This is a genomic window from Hymenobacter sedentarius, assembly GCF_001507645.1.
Taxonomy (GTDB): Bacteria; Bacteroidota; Bacteroidia; order Cytophagales; family Hymenobacteraceae; genus Hymenobacter; species Hymenobacter sedentarius.
On record NZ_CP013909.1, the window covers coordinates 453,079 to 470,502 of the forward strand.

Sequence of the window (17,424 nt, forward strand, 5' to 3'; positions counted from 1 at the left end):
TGTCATGCTGACGCAGGAAGCATCTTATTGCGCCTGAGTCGTTCCGCGGCGATAAGATGCTTCGCTGCGCTCTGCATGACAGATGGCGCGTCAGCATCACAAGTAACTGAAGCCGACCAACTAGCCCGCGTAGGCCTTCAGCACTTGGCGCGACGTGCCCAAGCCGTCGATGCCCAGCTCTACAACATCGCCGGGCTGGAGATATACCGGCGGCTTAAAGCCCAGGCCTACCCCGGCAGGGGTGCCCGTCGAGATAATGTCGCCGGGCAGCAGGGTCATAAACTGGCTGACGTAGGCGATGATGAAGGGAATGTTGAAAATCAGGTTGGCCGTGGTGCCGTCCTGCACCATGGTCCCGTTCAGGGTGAGCCAGAGGCGCAGGTTGTCCACGTCGCCTACTTCGTCGGGCGTGGCCAGGAAGGGGCCCACTGGCGCGAAGGTGTCGCAGCCCTTGCCCTTGTCCCAAGTGCCGCTGCGCTCCATCTGAAACTCGCGTTCCGATACGTCGTTGTGCAGCGTGTACCCGGCGATGTAGCCGGCGGCATCGGCTTCCTCCACATAGGAAGCACGCTTGCCAATCACCACGGCCAGTTCCACTTCCCAGTCGGTTTTCACCGAGTTTCGGGGGATAATGATGTCATCGAAAGGCCCGACCAGCGCGGTGGTTGACTTCAGAAACAGCACCGGCTCGACGGGCGGCGTGGCGCCTACCTCGCGGGCGTGGTCGGAGTAGTTCAGCCCAATGCACACGATTTTGGATGGCCGGGCCACGGGCGGTCCCAGGCGCTCGGTATCGGCCACCAAGGGCAGCTGGCTGGCATTGGCCCGCACAAATTGAGCTAGCCGCTGCAGGCCATCGTGCTCAAAAAAGGCTTCGTTGTAGTCTTCGCCAAACGCGGACACGTCGTAGCGCTGGGTGCCCTGTAGAATGCCGGGCTTTTCCTGGCCGGGCAGGCCGTAGCGGATTAGTTTCATAGCGAATAAGGGTGGAAAGGCGGGTTGACATAACGCAGAACGTCATGCTGAGCGCAGCCGAAGCATCTCGCGTGCTGTAACTAATCTTATTGATTGAGTCTACTATTGCACGCGAGATGCTTCGGCTGCGCTCAGCATGACGGCCTATGGCGCTTTGCCTGAAAGCTTACCAGTAAATGGTGTAGAGCGTGGTGAGGATAACCATGATGGCAATGGAGCCGATGGCAAAGCCGCGGGTGGTTTTGAACATGCTCCGGTCTACTTCCAGGCCGTTGGTTTTTACGCCGCGGCTGGTTTCAAACAAGCTGATGAGCACCATGGCCACGATGCAGATGGCGAACACAAAGCCCATCCGGTCTAGGAACGGGATTTCATACACGCCGTCGGCGTTCTTCACCGCAAACCCAAAAGGCGCCAGGAACGAAAGGTCCGTGAAATTGGGCAGGAACTTGAACAGCACCGACAGCAGGAAGCCACCGATGGTAGCGAACAGCGCCGCCGACGAGGTGGTCTTTTTCCAGAAGAAGCCCAGGATGAACATGGCAAAAATACCCGGCGACACGAAGCCCGTATATTCCTGAATGTACTGGAAACCGCCTTTCTTGTCGATGCCCAGGTGCGGCGCGATGAGCACGCCCAAAATCATGGCCACGATAACGGCGGCCTTGCCCACGTGCACCAGCTTCTTTTCCGAAGCCTCGGGGTTAATAACTTTCTTGTAGACGTCGAGGGTGAAGATGGTGGCAATGCTGTTGGCTTTGCCGGCCAGCGAGGCCACCACGGCCGCCGTGAGCGCGGCGAAGGAAAGGCCCTTCAGGCCCACGGGCAGGATGTTGAGCAGCACCGGGTAGGCGCGGTCGGGGTTAAGCTCGCCGTTCTGCATCATTTCCGTGCTAAACACGTCGGATTTGTACAGCACGTAGGCAGCGATGCCGGGCAGCACCACAATCACGGGCATGAGCAGCTTGAGGAACGCGGCAAACAGGATGCCGGCGCGGGCCGTGGGCAGGTCGGCGCCGAGGGCGCGCTGGGTGATGTATTGGTTGCAGCCCCAGTAGTTCAGGTTCACAATCCACATGCCGCCGAGCAGCACGGTCAGGCCGGGCAGGTCGATGAAGTTGGGGTTGTCCTTCTTGAATATCATCTGGAAGTGGTCGCCGGCTTGCTGCGTCATCAGGTGGAAGCCGTTGAGCACGCCGGTCTGGCCGCTGTGCTCGGCCACGAGGTTCAGGGCTAGGTAGGTGGTGGCCAAGCCGCCCAGAATCAGGAAGAACACCTGGATTACGTCGGTAAAGCCAATTACCTTCATGCCCCCTAGCGTGATAAGCACGGCAAACGCGGCCAGCGCGTACAGGCAGAAGTCGAGGTTGAGGCCGGCGATGCTGCTAATGGCGATGGCGCCGAGGTAGAGAATCGAGGTCAGGTTGACGACGATGTAGAGCGCCAGCCAGAAAATGGCCATAATCATGGCCACGGTGCTGTTGTAGCGCTGGTTCAGGAACTGGGGCATCGTGAAGATGTGATTCTTCAGATACACCGGGATGAAGAACGTGGCCACAACCACCAGCGTGATGGCCGCCATCCATTCGTAGGTGGCAATGGCCAGGCCCATTTTGAAACCCGAACCCGACATGCCCACAAACTGCTCGGCCGAGATGTTGGAGGCGATGAGCGAGGAGCCGATGGCCCACCACGTCAGGGAGCCTTCGGCGAGGAAGTAGTCTTTGGAATCGCCCTCCAGGGTACCATCGTGGCCGGTTTTGCGCCGGTAAATCCAGATGCCGTAGCCGGATACAATGATGAAGTAAACGAAGAAAACGATGTAATCAATCGTAGAGAGCTTGTTCATTGAGTGTAGTTGGTGTTGGAACGCCGCGGCTAGCCACATTTGCAGGGTGGCGCAGTGCTAGCGAAGCTAAGGGAAAGTAATGTTCCGCTAAAAAAACCGCTTCTGAAAGAAAAAACTGGTTTTTCGCACATAATCGTTTGTGCAACGGTTTCCGCCGGGCGCTAACGCTGGCTTTGCGGCGGCCTTCATCTGGTTGGTTTGGCCTTCAGCTACTTGAGCGCAGCAGAGCTAATAAAACACCTGGCTATGTCTCACCCATGGAGCATAACGAACTGTTTTTCATTCGAATATACAGATTGAAATTGAGCTGCCAGGCGAGCTTATTGGCCGCTGGAGGCGCTGCCTTTCGGCATGAGGTACTTGTTGTACCAAGCCAGGTAGCGGGCGTAGCGGTCCTTCACGTAGCTGGGCGTGTTGATGCCGTGAAACTGGCCGGGGTAGATAACGAGCTGCGTGGGCACGTTCAGGCTTTTCAGGGCCTGGTACATCTGCTCGGTGTTGAGCAGGGGCACGTTGAAATCCTTTTCGCCGCAGAGAAAAAGCGTGGGCGTGTGAATCTGGTCGGCGTGGAAGAAAGGGTACGACACGCGCAGGTACACGTCGGTGTTCTTCCAGGGCGTGCCTAGCTCGGTTTCATAGTCGCGGATGTACTGGTCGGTGCCGTAGCCGGCCAGCACGTTGCCGATGCTGGCGCCGCTCACCGCGGCTTTAAAGCGCTGGTCGCGGGCAATAACCTGGTCGGTCATGATGCCGCCGTAGCTCCAGCCGCCCACGCCCAGGCGGTCGGGGTCGGCCAGGCCCTGAGCCACGGCGTAGTCGACCACGGCCAGTACGTCGTCTGTGTCTTTGTTGCCCCAGTCGGCGTAGATGGCCTTGCTGTAGTCGAGGCCGCGGCCCGAACTGCCGCGCGGGTTGGCCACCACCACGGCGTAGCCATTGGCCGCGAAGTACTGCCACTCAAACGAGAAGCCGTAGCCAAACTGCGACACCGGCCCGCCGTGAATGCGCAGCAGCGTGGGGTACTTGCGCCCCGCCTGGTAGCCCACCGGCTTGATAAGGAAGCCGCTCACTTGCGTGCCGTCCTTGCTCTTGGCCTGAATGGGCGTCACGTCGCCCAGCGTGAGGCCGCGCAGCCACTCGTCGTTCTGCTTGGAAAGCGGGCGCAGGGCGGCCTTCTTGCCCAGCGCAAACACTTCGTTGGGCTGCTGGGCCTGGCCCGTGAGCACCGCCAGCTGGCCGTTGCGGGCCAGGGCGTAGTCGCCCACCTCCCGGGCGCCGGTGAGTACTTTTTCAATTTTGCCACCGGCGGCGGGCACGCGGGCCAGCGATACGGCGCGGTCATCCTCGAGCAGAAAGTAGAGACTTTTGCCGTCGGGGGCCCACTGGGGCTTGGTGGTGTTGCGGTCGAGGCCGGCGGTGAGGGCGCGCGGGGTGCCGCCACTGGCGGGCACCACCATCAGCTGGTGCAGAGCGTACACCAGCTGCTCCTTGGGGCCGCCCTGCACGAAGGCAATGCTCTTGCCGTCGGGGCTCCAGGCGGGGCGGCTGCCGTAGCGTGGCGCGCTGTCGGGCAATTCGCTCGTGGTGAGCGGGCGGGCCGTGGCCCCGGACTGGGCATCGATGAGGAAGAGGTCGAAGTTGTTGTGGCGGTCCGGGTCGGCCCCGCGCTTGCTGGAGAACACCAGCTGCTTGCCGTCGGGGCTCCAGGCGGGCAGGTACTCGTCGTACGCGCCGGGCGTAAGGTTCACGAGCTTGCGCGTGGCCACGTCGAACACGTAGAGGTGCTGGCGCTGCTTGTTGAGGTAGCCGTCGATGTCCTGTTTGAACTGAAACCGGTCAATGACGATGGGCGGCGCGGTTTTCTTCTTGGTCTTTTGAGCGGCAGAAAGGGAGTCGGGGTCGGCGTCGCGGATAATCAGGGCAATGCGCTTGCCATCGGGTGCCCATACGTAGTCCGACACGCTGCCGCGGAGCTTGGTTACTTTTTCGGCTTCGCCGCCGGCGCGGTTCAGCAGCCAGAGCTGGGCATCGCCGGCGTCGTCCTCGCCGCGGCTCGACAGGAAGCTCAGGTACTTGCCGTCGGGGCTGAAGCGGGGCTTGGTTTCGCTTTTGGGGTCGGTGGTGATGCGCAGGTTCTGCGAGCCGTCGGTGCGGGCCATCCACACGTCGGCGTTGCGCTTGTCGGCGGCCGTGTCGGCCCGCGTCACGGTGTAGGCCGCCCAGGCGCCGTCGGGCGAAAGCTGCGGGTCGGCCACGTCGCGAAGTTGAGCCAGGTCGCTCAGGCGCAGAGCCCGCGGCGTGGGAGTGGTTTGGGCGTGCCCCGCCAGCGGCAAGGCCAGAGAAGCCAGTAGTAAATACTTGTTCATAACAATGAAGAAAGAGCGCCCAAGGCCGGGGCACCGTTGAGCCGCTAAGCTACGCTTCAGGTCCCGGTTTTGCCACACCGGATGCGCCAAAGCCAGCTTAACTCGCCATCACCGCATTGCCGGCCCCGCTGCCGCTACTTGTTGCTCAGCAGCCAGGTGGCCAGGTCCTTGCCGGCCTGGAAGTTCTCGAACGTAGCCGGAATCTTGCGGCCGTCCACGTACTCGTTATACAGCCACGGGTCGCCGAGGACGAACACCCGGCCCTTGCCCAACCTGGCGGTGGCCATGATGACCTTGCCGTTGTTGGTGACCAGTGGCTGGGCCGGCGCCTGCACGGCCAGCACAGCTAGCTCCTTGATGTAAGCCGTCGCGGCGTTTTTAAACACCGCTTTGCCGGAGTTCAGCTCCACTTTGCCCTGCTCAAACTGGCTGCCTTGCACCATGTTCACGCTTTGGTCGGTGAACTGCACGCCGAAGTTTTTGGTCAGCTCATTGAAGTGCTTGATTTCGCAGTTGGCCGTGTCGTTGGCGAAGAGCACCAGCGTGCCGCCGGCCTTCACCCAGTCGGTTACGGCCTTGCTGTCGGCGGGCTGGATGTAGTGGGGCTGAGGGCTTTCCTTGCGCGTGTCGGGGTCCACGATGATGTAGACGCTCAGGTTCTTGAGGCTGGCCGCAGTAGGCGCGGTAGGAATGGCCACGGTCTTTGCGCCCAGCTCCCGTAACTGGTTGCCCCACAGCCAGAAGCCGCCGTGCGTGCGCTCTTCCCAGGTGTAGTGCCACTGCTCGGGCTCGCCGGTGATGCTGTTTTTGCGCATCTCGTGGTTGAAGAAATAATCCAGTCCCACGGTTTTGTTCTGGCCGATGCCGTTTTCGGCGGCAATCTCCATCTCCGTGCTGGCCAGGATGAACGGGCCGACGCCCTTCAGGTCGTTCTTGCGCAGCGGCTCGCTGAGGTAGTAGTCGTAGGAGCCGTCACGATAGGGCTTGCCGCCCAGGCCGCCCACGCTCACCGTGCCATTGAAGGCCAACGCACCGCCGGGCTCGGTGGCCACGAAGGACTTGAGCAGGCCTTCGTAGCCCTTCCGGGCCACCTGGGCGAAGCTTTTATCGAGGTAGCCCATGCGCACGCCCTTAGCCAGCGCGTACACAAACATGCTGCTGCCCGAGGCCTCGGCGTAGTTGCCCTTGCGGCCTTCCTGGGTCATTACCAGGCTCCAGGTGCCGGTTTTCGGGTCCTGGTACTTGGCCAGCACGGGGGCCAGGCGTTTCAGGGCCTTAACGAGGGCAGGCCGCTGCGGGTGGTTCTGGGGGAAGTAGTCGAGCACATCGACCAGCGCCATGCTGTACCAGCCGATGCCGCGGTCCCAGAAATTGGGCGACTGGCCGGTGGTTTTGTTGGCCCACTGCTGCTCGCGGCTTTCGTCATAGCCGTGGTAGAGCAGGCCAGTTTTGGGGTCCACCAGGTTTTTCTCAATCAGCGCAAACTGCTTGGCCACGTCGTCCAGGACAGCGGGCTGGTTGAACAGCCGGCTGTACTCGGCATAGAACGGCTCCGCCATGTACAGGCCATCGAGCCACATCTGGTTGGGGTAGGTTTTCTTGTGCCAGAAGCCGCCCTCTTTGGTACGCGGCTGGGTGTCGAGCTGCTTGCGGAGCAACTGCGCGGCTTTGATGTACTTATCCTGGTTGGGCACCGAAACCTGGCTGAGCAGCAGCAAGGCGTGGCCCGTGGTGATGTTGTCGAGTTGGTATTCGTCGGCCTTGTAGGTGCGGATGCTGCCGTCCTTCTGCACAAACTGGTCGATGTCTTTCTGAATGTAGGTGAAATACTTCGCGTTGCCGGTGCGCTGCCACACGCGTTCCAGCGCCTTCAGCATCAGGCCCTGCTCGTAGTCCCAGCGGGCCGTTTTGCGCGAGCCAATGACAATGGAATCGGGGTGCCATCTGATGAAGGCATCGGCCATGCGCTGCGAGTACGCGGCGGGTCTCGCCGTCTGCGCCGAGGCGGTTTCACTCAACAGCGAAAGGCCCAGCAGCGGCAGCAGGAAACGGAGATTGTTTTTCATAAAGGAAGGGTAACATAACGTCATGCAGAGCGGAGCGAAGCCTCTTGCTCGCGCAACTAAACTAATCGTCTGTCATGCTGACGAAGGAAGCATCTTATCGCCGCTAAACGATTCGTCTGGCAGTGATAAGATGCTTCGCTACGCTCTGCATGACAGGAGGCTCGGCACGAAGTTCTTTATTTAAAAATAGCCCAATACTGTGCCTTAACGCTTAGCAAAAACCACCGCTTTCTTGGCCACTTTCTGGCCCAGCTCCACGTCTTTTTTCGCCAGCTTGATATTAGTGTTGGTCAAGCGGATGTCTTTGCTGCGGTCGCCGGTCACACGCAGCAGCAGTTCGGCGCCCTTGGTGTAGTGGATGCCGTCCAGCGCGATGTTGTGGCTGTTTTGCACTTCCATCACGGGGGCGGTTTCAGTCGAGAGCAGCGTCACGTTTTTCAGGCGGATGTTCTCGGCCTCCTGGCACACCAGGCCTTTTTTGCTTTCCAGCACCGCGTTTTCAATGCTGATATCCTTGATGCTCATCTCGGGCAGGCCGCGCACCAAGATGCCGGTCGTGGCACCCTTGCACGTCACGTTGCGGATGCGGAAGCCCTTAAACTGGGGCGTGCCCTCGTTTAGCGGCTGCGCGGCTATCACGGGCGGCGCGGTGCTTTCGCCGGCCAGCGGCACGGGGTCCTTGGCGGCGTAATACATGTCGAACAGAATGGCCTCGCCGGCAATGTCGGTCATGTCCACGCCATCGACGAAGATGTTCTCGACCACGCCGCCGCGGCCGCGGGCCGTCTTGAAGCGCAGGCCCACGTCGGTGCCCATGAAGGTGCAGTTGTACACGTACAGGTTGCGGGCGCCGCCCGACATTTCGGAACCAATCACGAAGCCGCCGTGGGCGTGATACACTTTCGTGTCGCGCACGATGAAGTTTTCGGTAGGCACGCCGCGCTTGCGACCCTGCTCGTCACGGCCGCTCTTGATGCAGATGCCGTCGTCGCCCACGTCAAATGTGCAGCCTTCTACCACGCCCGTGCGGCAGGATTCCAGGTCCAGCGCGTCGGTGTTCTGGCCATACCAGGGGTTCTTGGCCGTCACGTTGCGCAGCGTGATGTTTTCACACAGCAGCGGGTGAATGGTCCAGGCCGGGGAATTCTGGATGGTGAAGCCCTCCAGCAGAATCTGCTTGCAGCGCGTTAGGCTCAGCATGTTGGGCCGCAGGAAGTCGCGGATGTCGTCGAAGTCTTTCGGGTCAAGGCTCTTGCGGGGCGTGCCGGCCGTAGCCAGCAGGTTTCCTTTCAGGGACCCGGCCGAAGGGTACCAGTAGTCTTTCTTATCGGAGAGCACGCCGCCCGAGGCCACCAGCTTCTGCCACTGCGTTTCGTTGAGTTTGTTTTTCTTGACGGGCCGCCAGGCGTCGCCGGCCCCGTCGAAGATGCCGTTGCCGGTGATGGCGATGTTGGTCAAGTCCACGCCCGAAATGGGGGCCTGGCTGCGAATGGCCTCCTCCCCTTCCCAGGTGGTTTTAATGAGCGGGTACTGGCTGCGGTCGGCCGTGAACTGCACCAGCGCACCGGTGGCCAGGTGCAGGTTCACGTTGTTTTTCAGCACGATGGGGCCGGTGAGCCAGAGGCCGCGGGGCACCAGCACCGTGCCGCCATTTACCGCACACGCATCAACGGCTTTGCGGAAGGCTTCGGTGTTCAGGGCCTGGCCGTCGGCCACGGCGCCGTATTTCACGATGTTAAAGGTGTCCTTTTTAAACATCGGCTCCAGCACCACGGGCAGGTCAAACAGGTACTTGCCGTCGAAGGGCGCGCGGCTCAGGTGGCTGGCCAGGGGCAGGTTCTGCTCCTTCACGCTCTGGGCCACGAGTTGGGCCACGCGGGTGGCGCCATACTCCGAAAAGTGGGTGTTGTCGTTCTTGGCGGGCGGCACCGGGTTGAGCTGGTAGTAGCCGTTGAGGTACGACCAGAACAGCGGCCGCGACCCCTGCTCGCCGAGCTGCGAGTACAGGGCCCAGCTTTTTTCGTGCAAGTCAATCAGCGGCACTTTCTGGGCCTTGGCCACCTCGCGCACCACGCCGGGGTATTCGCCGTGGTCGTCCTTGCGCTTGCCGGCCTCGTCGAAGAAGCGGCGGCCCACGGGCGTGAGCAGCACGGGGTTAGCGCCTTTTTGCTTGGCTTCCTGCACAAACTTGGTGAGGAGCTGGCGGTACAGCGTCTGGGCCGGGGCCGAGCGGGTGCTGTCTTCCACTTTGGAGTCGTTGTGCCCAAACTGAATGAACACCCAGTCGCCGGGCTTGAGGTCCTGGAGCACCTTGGCCCAACGGCCTTCGCGCAGGAAGCTTTTGGTGCTGCGCCCGTTCACGGCGGTGTTGCGGATAACCACGCCGCCGTCAAAATACTGGCCGAATTCCATGCCCCAGCCACGCTCGGGCTTGGTGAGGTCGGCCTTGTCGGCCATGGTGGAGTCGCCCACCAGGAAAATCTGCGTTTTCGGCTCGGCCGCCGGCCCAAAGGCCAGCATGAGGAAAGCCGCCAGCCCAGCCAGCAGTAATACCAACGTTGATTTCATCGCGCGAAAGGAAAGGTTGCACCCGCCCCGGCGAGTGAGCCCAAGGGAGTGAAGGCAGTATCGCCCTAACAATATTAGGCCAACTCTGAGCCGATAGGCCCTTCCTGCGAGGCAGAGAGGCGCTTTTTTTTGCGCAATCGTTGCCGGGAACGTTCTCATCTGCGCTGCTGGCAGCCCAACCTCCTGGCCTTTTACGCAAGCCAGCTCAACCTAAGGCTCCTCAGGCTATTTCCCCCGAACCACCATCGTGCCCGTGCCCTGGGCCGGCAGCCCGCCCAGGCTGAGGCCCTCGGCCACTGCCTGGAAAGTGCCGCTGCCATCGGCGGTGAAGAAGTGCAGTTCGGCCTCGCCGCGCGCATTGGTCCGCACGATGGGGTTCCAGTACAGGGTGCTGGTGCGCGGGTCGGCGGGTGGGTTGGTGAGCAGGGCGTTGTAGCGGGGCTGGTAAAACTCGCGGGCCTGGTAGAAGCCTGGCACCTTCACGGTCGCAATGCCGGGCGATGGAGCCGAATCGCCCCCCTTGTACTTGGGGTTGGCGCGCTTGGTGTAGATGGCAATGGCGCCGCCGCTGCCACCAAAGATGGCCGCTTCGATGCCCTTGAAAACTTCCACCGATTCAATGTCGGAAGACTGCAGCGAGCTGATAAAGTCGATGTCCACCTTTTGTCCGTCGAGGATAAATAGCGGCGTGCCCGCCCCCCGGATTTGCGCCGTCATGTTCGGCGGGTTGCCACTGATGGTGAGGCCGGCCACACGCCCCTGCAGCAGCTGCAGCACCGACATGCCCGATTTCGCCTCCGGCATGTTGGCAAAATCAATCACTGTGCCCCCGGTGGCCCCGTAGAGGCGGCGCGGGTCGTCGCGCGGCACGGTTTCCCGCTTGGCCGTCACCGACACGTTGCTCAGGTTGATGTTGCGCACGGCTTTTTCGGGGTGCAGGTCCAGGTCGGCGGCCTGGGCCTGGCGGCTGCGGCGCACAAAGGCGGCCACGCCGGCGGGTGCCGTGGCCAACGACGGCAGCGCGGGTAAGGGCTGCGTGCTCGGCATCGGGCCGGCATCGGGCCGGATGAGGACGTTGGAACCGCCCTGCGAGCGCCGCGCCTGCAGGGTAATCACGGCCGTATCGCGCAGCGTGAACGCCGAGAACGTGAAGCGGCCGTTGGCGTCAGTGGTAGCCGTGGCCACGTTTTTGGTCGGCCGCGTTTGCAGGAACGTGAGCTGGCTGTTGGCAATGGGGCGGTTGCCCTGCGCGCTCACCACCTGCCCGGTGAGGGAGATGTTTTGCTCGGGCAAGAACACAACGGGCGCGGGCTTGCCGGCCAGCACGTCCTTCCACACAAACCGCCGCCAGCCCTGCGTCAGCAGCAGGTCGTCGAGGGCCTGGGCCGTGGCGGCCGACTGCTCCCGGAAGTAGTAGCCGGGGGTGTCGACGTAGCCCACCAGGTCAGAAGTCAGCAGCAGATTCGAGGCAATGGTTTCGGCGTTGGGGTCGAGGGCGCTCAACCCGGCATCGCTCACGGCCACCGACAGGTTGGTTTGCACCGGCAGGCCCGCCGCATCGGCTACGCGCACGGTGAGTTGCACCGGCGCGTGGGCCCCGTAGGTGGGCTGGTCGGGGGTGATGGTGACTTTCAGCGCGGCCGGGCCGTTTTGCACAAAGGCCAGCCGCTCGCAGCGCGGCGTGCCCTGGGCATCAAACAAGGTGAAGTGCACAATGCCATTGGGGTAGTTCTTCTTTGGCATGCGCCATACCGCCGGGGCATCGCCCACCAGCGGGCGCGCCGCCGGGTAGGCCACCACGCCCCGCACTTGCGTGAGTAGGTGCACAGGGCCGGGCGCGGGAGCCCCGGCCGCGCCCCGGTAGCGGGCCTCTACCAGGAAGTCCGGGCCGTTTTCTACCACGTGCAGGGTGTAGCCGCTGGGCTGCGGCACGGGCAAGGGATAGTCGGCGGTGCTGCCGTCGGGCAGCGTGATGCGAGCGTGGTAGCGCTGGCCCGCGGCGGGCACCAGGGCAAAGCGGCCCATGCCGGCGTGGCGGCTGCTGTAGGTGGTCACCACGGCGTTTTGCGCGGTTAGAATCTGGCCGCGCACGGCAATGCCCCGGCCGCTGGCGTCGGTGGCTTTGCAGGCCACCACGCCCGGCAAGCCTTCCACGAGGTAGCCGCCTTCGGGGAAAAACTGCACGTCGGGTTTGCCGGCGGCGGCGCTGCCGCCTTTGGGTTTGCGGGCCGCAGTGGTTTCGGCGCTGGGTTCCTGGGGGCCAATGGGCGAGGCGGGCCAGATGCTCAGGCGGCGGCTGTACACGAAATTATCGCCGGCGTTGCGCATCCAGTTGGTGTAGGCGCGCAGCACGTAGGTGCCGGCGGCCAGCGAATCGGCAACGTCGAGGTCGCCGCTGGCGCGGCCGCCTTGCAGCAGCAGGGTGCGGCGGGCCACCACCTTGTGCTCGGGCGAGACCAGGTCGACGTGCAGCACCTGATTAAGGGAATCGAGCTGGTGCCGCGAGGCATCGACGACATAAGCGCTGAACCAGATGGTTTCGCCGGTGCCGTACACCGGGCGGTCGAGGTGGAGGTAGGCCTTTTCACCCCGGGCGGCTGCGTAGAATTCGCCTACCTGGCGCGCGATGCGCTCCATCAGGCCTTCCTCAGCGGGCCGCTGGCGAAAGGCGGTGAGCACCACTCCAACGGCCAGCAGGGCCGCCAGCATTCCTTTTTGCACGCGCACTAATTTCATCTTTGCAGGCTGTCGAAAACAGTGGGCTTTATTATTTAGCCCAACCGTAAGATTACTGCACAAAGATGGCGACACCATGAACCCCGCAAGCCATGCTCCCAGGGACTTGAGCTAATTCCGCGGCCTTCTTACCAGCGGAAACGCCCGGGCCGTTTCTATTTAGCCAGAATTAGCTACTCTTGTAGTGGATTAAGCCTAGAAAGTTTTCCTGCAGCGGCCACCGCTGCTGCCAGCAGCTCAACTTGGTTGGGCGAAGGCGCCGGAACCATCCGGGCGCGTAATCCAGTAATTTAGTTGAGCCGGCTGCGGCTGTTTATTCTCCTTTCTTAGTCAACGCGCTTGGACCCCGTCACCATCAAGGATATTGCGCACGCGCTGAACCTGTCGACCTCGACGGTGTCGCGGGCCTTGCGCGACAGTTACGAAATCAGCCCCGAAACCAAGCGGCTGGTGATGGAATACGCCGAGCGGCTCAACTACCGGCCCAACCCCATTGCCCTGAGCCTGAAGGGCAGCAGCAGCAAGGCTCTGGCCGTGATTGTGCCCCAGATTGCGAACAACTTCTTTTCGCAGGCCATCAACGGCATCGAGGCCATTGCCTACAACCGCGGCTACCACGTCATCATCTTCCAGACGCACGAGTCGTACGAGCGCGAACTGGCCAATATTCAGCAGGCCGTGTCCCGCCGCGTCGACGGTCTGCTGCTCTCGCTGTCCAGCGAAACCTCCAACGTGTCGCACCTGCAGGCGCTGATTGACCAGGGCATGCCGCTGGTGCTGTTCGACCGTGTAGCCGCCGAGCTGCCCGTGACGCAGGTGGTAGCCGACAACTTCGGCGGGGCCTACGCCGCCACCTCGCACCTGCTCCAAACCGGCCGGCGCCGCATTGCCCACCTCACCATTCCGCCCTACCTGAGCATCACGCAGGAGCGGCTAGCCGGCTACCGCGCCGCCCTGGAGCAATACGGCGTGCCCTTCGACGAAAACCTGGTGCGCTACGGCACCTTCGGCCCCGACGAGGCCGGTCCGCTCGTGGACGAGCTGCTGGCCCTTTCGCCCCCGCCCGATGCGTTTTTCACGGCCAGCGACCGGCTGGCCCTGGGCTGTCTCGCGGCCCTGCGCGAGCGCGGCGTCGACATTCCCGGCCAGGTGGGGCTGCTCAGCTTCACCAATTCCCAATCGGCCCACCTGCTCAACCCGCCCCTGAGCACCGTGACCCAGCCCGCCCAGGAAATAGGTCAGCTCGCCGCCGAACGCCTCATCGAGCAGATCGAGCGCAAGCACAAGAGCACCGGCCCCAGCACAATGAAGCTACCCACCACCCTGGTAGTTCGCGAGTCGTCGCGGGCACTGCCCAAGCTGGTTTCGTAGCAACAGTTTATGCGATTGGGTATTTAGCTGGAATTGAGCTATAAACTGGGACGTCATACAGAGTGCAGCGAAGCATCTTTACCACATCGCCTGTCATGCTGAGCTTGCGAAGCATCTTATCACGTTCGAACGATTCGTTCCGCGGCGATAAGATGCTTCGCAAGCTCAGCATGACAGGCGATTGAAACACTCTTGTGGTTACAATACCCCAGGCGAGGTTTTAAATCGCCTTACTCCTTCTCAAAAATGGCTGACACCCAGCTGCGCAACGTGCGGTGGCGCTGGTAGCGGAGGCCGTGCTTAGCCGCCTCAGCCTGAATTTTGGGCAGGTCTTCTTCGTAGAAACCGCTGAATAGGATGGGGCGGCCGCTGGGCAGCAGGCGGGCGTACTCGTGCATGTCTTCGAGCAGCACGTTGCGGTTGATGTTAGCCAGGATGAGGTCGAAGGGGGCTTCGTTGGCCAGGGTTTCCACGCCGCCCAGGCGGCACTCAATGGTGCGGCACTGGTTTTCGGCGGCGTTGTCGCGGGCGTTTTCCACCGTCCAGGGCTCGGTGTCGACGGCCAGGACCTGGCGGGCGCCCAGCATTTCGGCCATAATGGCCAGGATGCCGGTGCCGGTGCCCATGTCCAGCACGCGCAGGCCCTTGTGGTCGACGTCGAGCTGGTTTTCTATCATCAGGGCCGTGGTTTCGTGGTGGCCCGTGCCGAAGGACATGCGCGGCATGATGACGATGTCATAGTCCACGTTGTCGGGCTTGGAGTGAAACGGGGCCCGCACCGACACGCGCTCGGCGATAATCAGCGGCTGGAAGTTCTTCTCCCACTCGGCGTTCCAGTTTTGGCGGGTAATGACGCGGTGCGAATGGTTCAGGTCGCCAATGCCCGAGTAGCGGGCCATGATTTCCTCCACCGCATCGGGGTTGAAGGCCTCTTCGGTGGTGTAGGCACAAAAGCCGGCGTCGTTGTCTTCAAAAGTGTCGAAGCCTACTTCGGCCAGCTCGGCCACCAAAATATCGGCCAGCTCGCGCGGGGCTTCAACGGTCAGTTCAATAAAATCCATAAAGAGCAAAAAGCAACGGCTCAGACCAGCCGTCGAGGAAAACCATGCGGCAAAGGTCGCAGGAAAAGCCGGGTAAGCGCCTTCCATACCCGATGGTATACCGGCACCGCTACTATTGACATTCCCCCAATTGCCGGCAAACAAAAATGCCACCCCGGTTAAAGGTGGCATTTTGAGAAGTTATACAGCGCGTAGTTACTGCTTGCAGCCGGCAAAGGAGCGCACCTTGGTGTAATGGATAGAGAAGTCGGCCCGCGACCGGTCGGTGGTCACAAATAGGACGTAGTCGGCGAAGTCGCGGGCCGGGGCGTCGGCCCACAGGCCGGCTTTGTCGGCAAACAGCTTGTTGGCTTCCTTGAACACGATGAGGTCGACAAAGGCCTCTTCGGGCTCCACGTACACCGTGCCCAGGCAGTAGTTGCGGCGGCTCGGGTCGGTTTCGAGATACACGGAACCGTAGATTTTGCACGGCTCCAGCGGACCAGCCGCGTGGGTGCGGGCAGCTACCGCCGCATGGCTCAACCGGGGTTGAGCCAGAGCCGTTGCTAATAATGCCGTGAGCAGAAAGGAAAAGAACATAGCTGAAGCGACAGTTTTTGGGCGGAATTACGCGGGTATTACGGGCCTAACCGCCTTCCAACAACGGTGCCAGGCCTGGGTTAAAACGACTGGATGATGGCCGTGAAGTCCGCCGCTTTCAGCGAAGCCCCGCCAATCAGTCCGCCGTCAACATCGGGCTGCGAAAAAAGCTCCCGCGCGTTCTGCGCATTGGCCGAGCCGCCGTAGAGAATGGTAGTGTCGAGAGCAGCTTTGGCATCGTAGGCGCGGGCAATGCGCTCCCGGATGAAGGCGTGTACTTCCTGCGCCTGCGCGCTGGTGGCGGTGCGGCCCGTGCCAATGGCCCAGATGGGCTCGTAGGCGACAGTGACTTGGTCAAACTCCTCGTTGCTGAGGTGGAACAGCCCGTCGGTGAGTTGCTTGCCGATGTAGTCGAAGGTCTCGTCCGATTCACGCGTATCGAGCGACTCGCCCACGCAGAAAATGGGCTTCAGGCCGGCGGCCAGGGCCGCTTTCAGCTTCTGGCTCAGCAGCTCGTCGTCTTCGCGGAAGTACTGTCGGCGCTCCGAGTGGCCCAGGATAACGTATTCGCAGCCCACCGAAGCCAGCATCTTGGCCGAAACCTCGCCGGTGAAAGCACCGCTTTCTTTCTGGTGGCAGTTCTGCGCGCCGAGGTGAAACTTGCCGCGCTGCGGCAGGGCCTGCCCCACGCCGTGCAGCAGCGGAAACGGCGGGCAGATAACGATTTCGGGGGCATTGGCGCCAGCGGCGGCCGAGCCGGCCAAGCTGGTAATTTCACTTACCAGGGCCAAGCCCTCGGGGTAAGTCAGGTTCATTTTCCAATTGCCGGCAACGAGATTTTTGCGCATAAGCTGAAGGTGCGATAAGCGTGAAGTTCAATCGCACAAAGCTAACAGCGCCTGCCGCGTCGCAGCCATCGCATCTTATTCGCCACAGCGGCGCCGCACTATTCGCCCGTGCGCATTTCCCTGGCGGCGCGGGCAGCTGCAATCTCGGCTTCGACTGCCGCTACGGCTTCGTCGCGCAGCTGCCAGGGCGTTTTGCGGCCGCCGCGGCGCGACAATACAATGCCCAGCACCGTGACTGCCACGGCCCCGGCCAGCGCCGCCCAGCCCAACTCGGGTATTTCGCGCAAGCGCACCACCCAAATGGCCACCAGGGCCCAGGCCAGTACCAACGGGAACGCCATGTCCCGAAAGACCCGGCTGATTATCAAACCTAAAGCCACAATCACAAGCAGCAGCCCCAGCGTCATCGTGACCGAGAGGCCCTCGGCGGTCTGCCACCCCAACTCCCGCAGCCCAATGGTGATGTTGATAACCGAGGCCACCGAAATCCAGCCCAGGTACAGCGAGAAGGGCACCCCAATCCAGGCCGGAGCAGCCCCGGCAAAAATGCGCCGCCGGGTGCGGCCGTACGCCACAATCAGGGAAAGCAGAATGAGTAGCATTACCCCCACGCTGGGGATAATCTGCTCGTAGGCAAACAGCACGACCCAGGCGCCGGTGGCCACATTGGCCAGCGTGAGCGGCTTGGCCAGAGCGTCGGGCAGCGACAACTGCCGTTGGGCGGGCAACAGCTGCCAAATGGCATACACCGCCAACCCCAAAAATATCAGGCCCCAGATGCTGAAGGCATAGCCCGCCGGCGTGAGCAAGGTAGGGTATCTGGCCGACACCATGCCCATGGTTTGCCCGGAAAAGGGGTGGGTGTTCGAATAGTAGCTGAGAAAGATGTTGCCAAAAATGGCCAACGCCGTCAGCCACCGCCACAGCCTTCCCATGAAGGTGCGGTTGGGGGAAGCGTAATTATCTGGGGCCGGCGAGGGTGCGAGCATGAGCGGGAATTAAAGC

General features: G+C 62.0%; 11 protein-coding genes. 1 reads left to right on the forward strand and 10 read right to left on the reverse strand.

Annotated elements, in window-relative coordinates; all coding sequences use genetic code 11:
- Positions 1-120 precede the first annotated feature (120 nt).
- From AUC43_RS01965 to AUC43_RS01990, 6 genes are all read right to left on the reverse strand, one after another.
- A complete protein-coding gene (locus AUC43_RS01965) occupies positions 121-975 on the reverse strand; it encodes a fumarylacetoacetate hydrolase family protein (RefSeq protein ID WP_068189141.1) in 855 nt (284 codons plus the stop codon).
- Between the two features lie 166 nt (positions 976-1,141).
- Positions 1,142-2,824: a sodium/sugar symporter gene (locus AUC43_RS01970; protein WP_068189144.1), complete on the reverse strand. Its 1,683-nt coding sequence runs from the start codon at positions 2,822-2,824 to the stop codon at positions 1,142-1,144.
- Between the two features lie 320 nt (positions 2,825-3,144).
- Positions 3,145-5,190, reverse strand: coding sequence for a S9 family peptidase (locus AUC43_RS01975; protein WP_071885794.1), 2,046 nt, complete (start codon positions 5,188-5,190; stop codon positions 3,145-3,147).
- A 134-nt stretch (positions 5,191-5,324) separates the two neighbouring features.
- Positions 5,325-7,256, reverse strand: coding sequence for a DUF4350 domain-containing protein (locus tag AUC43_RS01980; RefSeq protein WP_068189147.1), 1,932 nt, complete (start codon positions 7,254-7,256; stop codon positions 5,325-5,327).
- A gap of 204 nt (positions 7,257-7,460) precedes the next feature.
- Positions 7,461-9,824, reverse strand: a complete 2,364-nt coding sequence (locus AUC43_RS01985) for a glycosyl hydrolase family 28 protein (protein WP_068189149.1) — start codon at positions 9,822-9,824, stop codon at positions 7,461-7,463.
- A gap of 225 nt (positions 9,825-10,049) precedes the next feature.
- Positions 10,050-12,560, reverse strand: a complete 2,511-nt coding sequence (locus AUC43_RS01990) for a TonB-dependent receptor plug domain-containing protein (RefSeq protein ID WP_068189151.1) — start codon at positions 12,558-12,560, stop codon at positions 10,050-10,052.
- Between the two features lie 339 nt (positions 12,561-12,899).
- On the opposite strand from AUC43_RS01990, the gene AUC43_RS01995 reads away from it, so the two are divergent.
- Positions 12,900-13,931, forward strand: coding sequence for a LacI family DNA-binding transcriptional regulator (locus tag AUC43_RS01995; RefSeq protein ID WP_068189154.1), 1,032 nt, complete (start codon positions 12,900-12,902; stop codon positions 13,929-13,931).
- 230 nt (positions 13,932-14,161) lie between these two features.
- Here the strand turns inward: AUC43_RS01995 and prmA are convergent, their stop codons facing one another.
- The 4 genes from prmA to AUC43_RS02015 all read right to left on the reverse strand — a co-directional run bounded on the left by prmA (position 14,162) and on the right by AUC43_RS02015 (position 17,408).
- Positions 14,162-14,992 (reverse strand): 50S ribosomal protein L11 methyltransferase, encoded by an 831-nt coding sequence (gene prmA / locus AUC43_RS02000; protein WP_068189161.1) that lies wholly within the window; start codon positions 14,990-14,992, stop codon positions 14,162-14,164.
- Between the two features lie 195 nt (positions 14,993-15,187).
- Positions 15,188-15,571 carry a 7(1) septoil knot domain-containing protein gene (locus tag AUC43_RS02005; protein WP_233254083.1) on the reverse strand — a complete coding sequence of 128 codons (384 nt, stop codon included), beginning with the start codon at positions 15,569-15,571 and terminating at the stop codon, positions 15,188-15,190.
- 80 nt (positions 15,572-15,651) lie between these two features.
- On the reverse strand, positions 15,652-16,419 hold the full coding sequence (tpiA, locus tag AUC43_RS02010; RefSeq protein ID WP_068189165.1) for a triose-phosphate isomerase: 768 nt from the start codon (positions 16,417-16,419) through the stop codon (positions 15,652-15,654).
- A gap of 98 nt (positions 16,420-16,517) precedes the next feature.
- Positions 16,518-17,408 (reverse strand): tryptophan-rich sensory protein, encoded by an 891-nt coding sequence (locus AUC43_RS02015; protein ID WP_157780885.1) that lies wholly within the window; start codon positions 17,406-17,408, stop codon positions 16,518-16,520.
- Positions 17,409-17,424: the final 16 nt, after the last annotated feature.

Coding starts and splice junctions, on each gene's coding strand:
- AUC43_RS01965 (WP_068189141.1), bottom strand. CDS start 975: ATGAAACTAATCCGCTACGGCCTGCCCGGCCAGGAAAAGCCCGGCATT.
- AUC43_RS01970 (WP_068189144.1), bottom strand. CDS start 2,824: ATGAACAAGCTCTCTACGATTGATTACATCGTTTTCTTCGTTTACTTC.
- AUC43_RS01975 (WP_071885794.1), bottom strand. CDS start 5,190: ATGAACAAGTATTTACTACTGGCTTCTCTGGCCTTGCCGCTGGCGGGG.
- AUC43_RS01980 (WP_068189147.1), bottom strand. CDS start 7,256: ATGAAAAACAATCTCCGTTTCCTGCTGCCGCTGCTGGGCCTTTCGCTG.
- AUC43_RS01985 (WP_068189149.1), bottom strand. CDS start 9,824: ATGAAATCAACGTTGGTATTACTGCTGGCTGGGCTGGCGGCTTTCCTC.
- AUC43_RS01990 (WP_068189151.1), bottom strand. CDS start 12,560: ATGAAATTAGTGCGCGTGCAAAAAGGAATGCTGGCGGCCCTGCTGGCC.
- prmA (WP_068189161.1), bottom strand. CDS start 14,992: ATGGATTTTATTGAACTGACCGTTGAAGCCCCGCGCGAGCTGGCCGAT.
- AUC43_RS02005 (WP_233254083.1), bottom strand. CDS start 15,571: ATGTTCTTTTCCTTTCTGCTCACGGCATTATTAGCAACGGCTCTGGCT.
- tpiA (WP_068189165.1), bottom strand. CDS start 16,419: ATGCGCAAAAATCTCGTTGCCGGCAATTGGAAAATGAACCTGACTTAC.
- AUC43_RS02015 (WP_157780885.1), bottom strand. CDS start 17,408: ATGCTCGCACCCTCGCCGGCCCCAGATAATTACGCTTCCCCCAACCGC.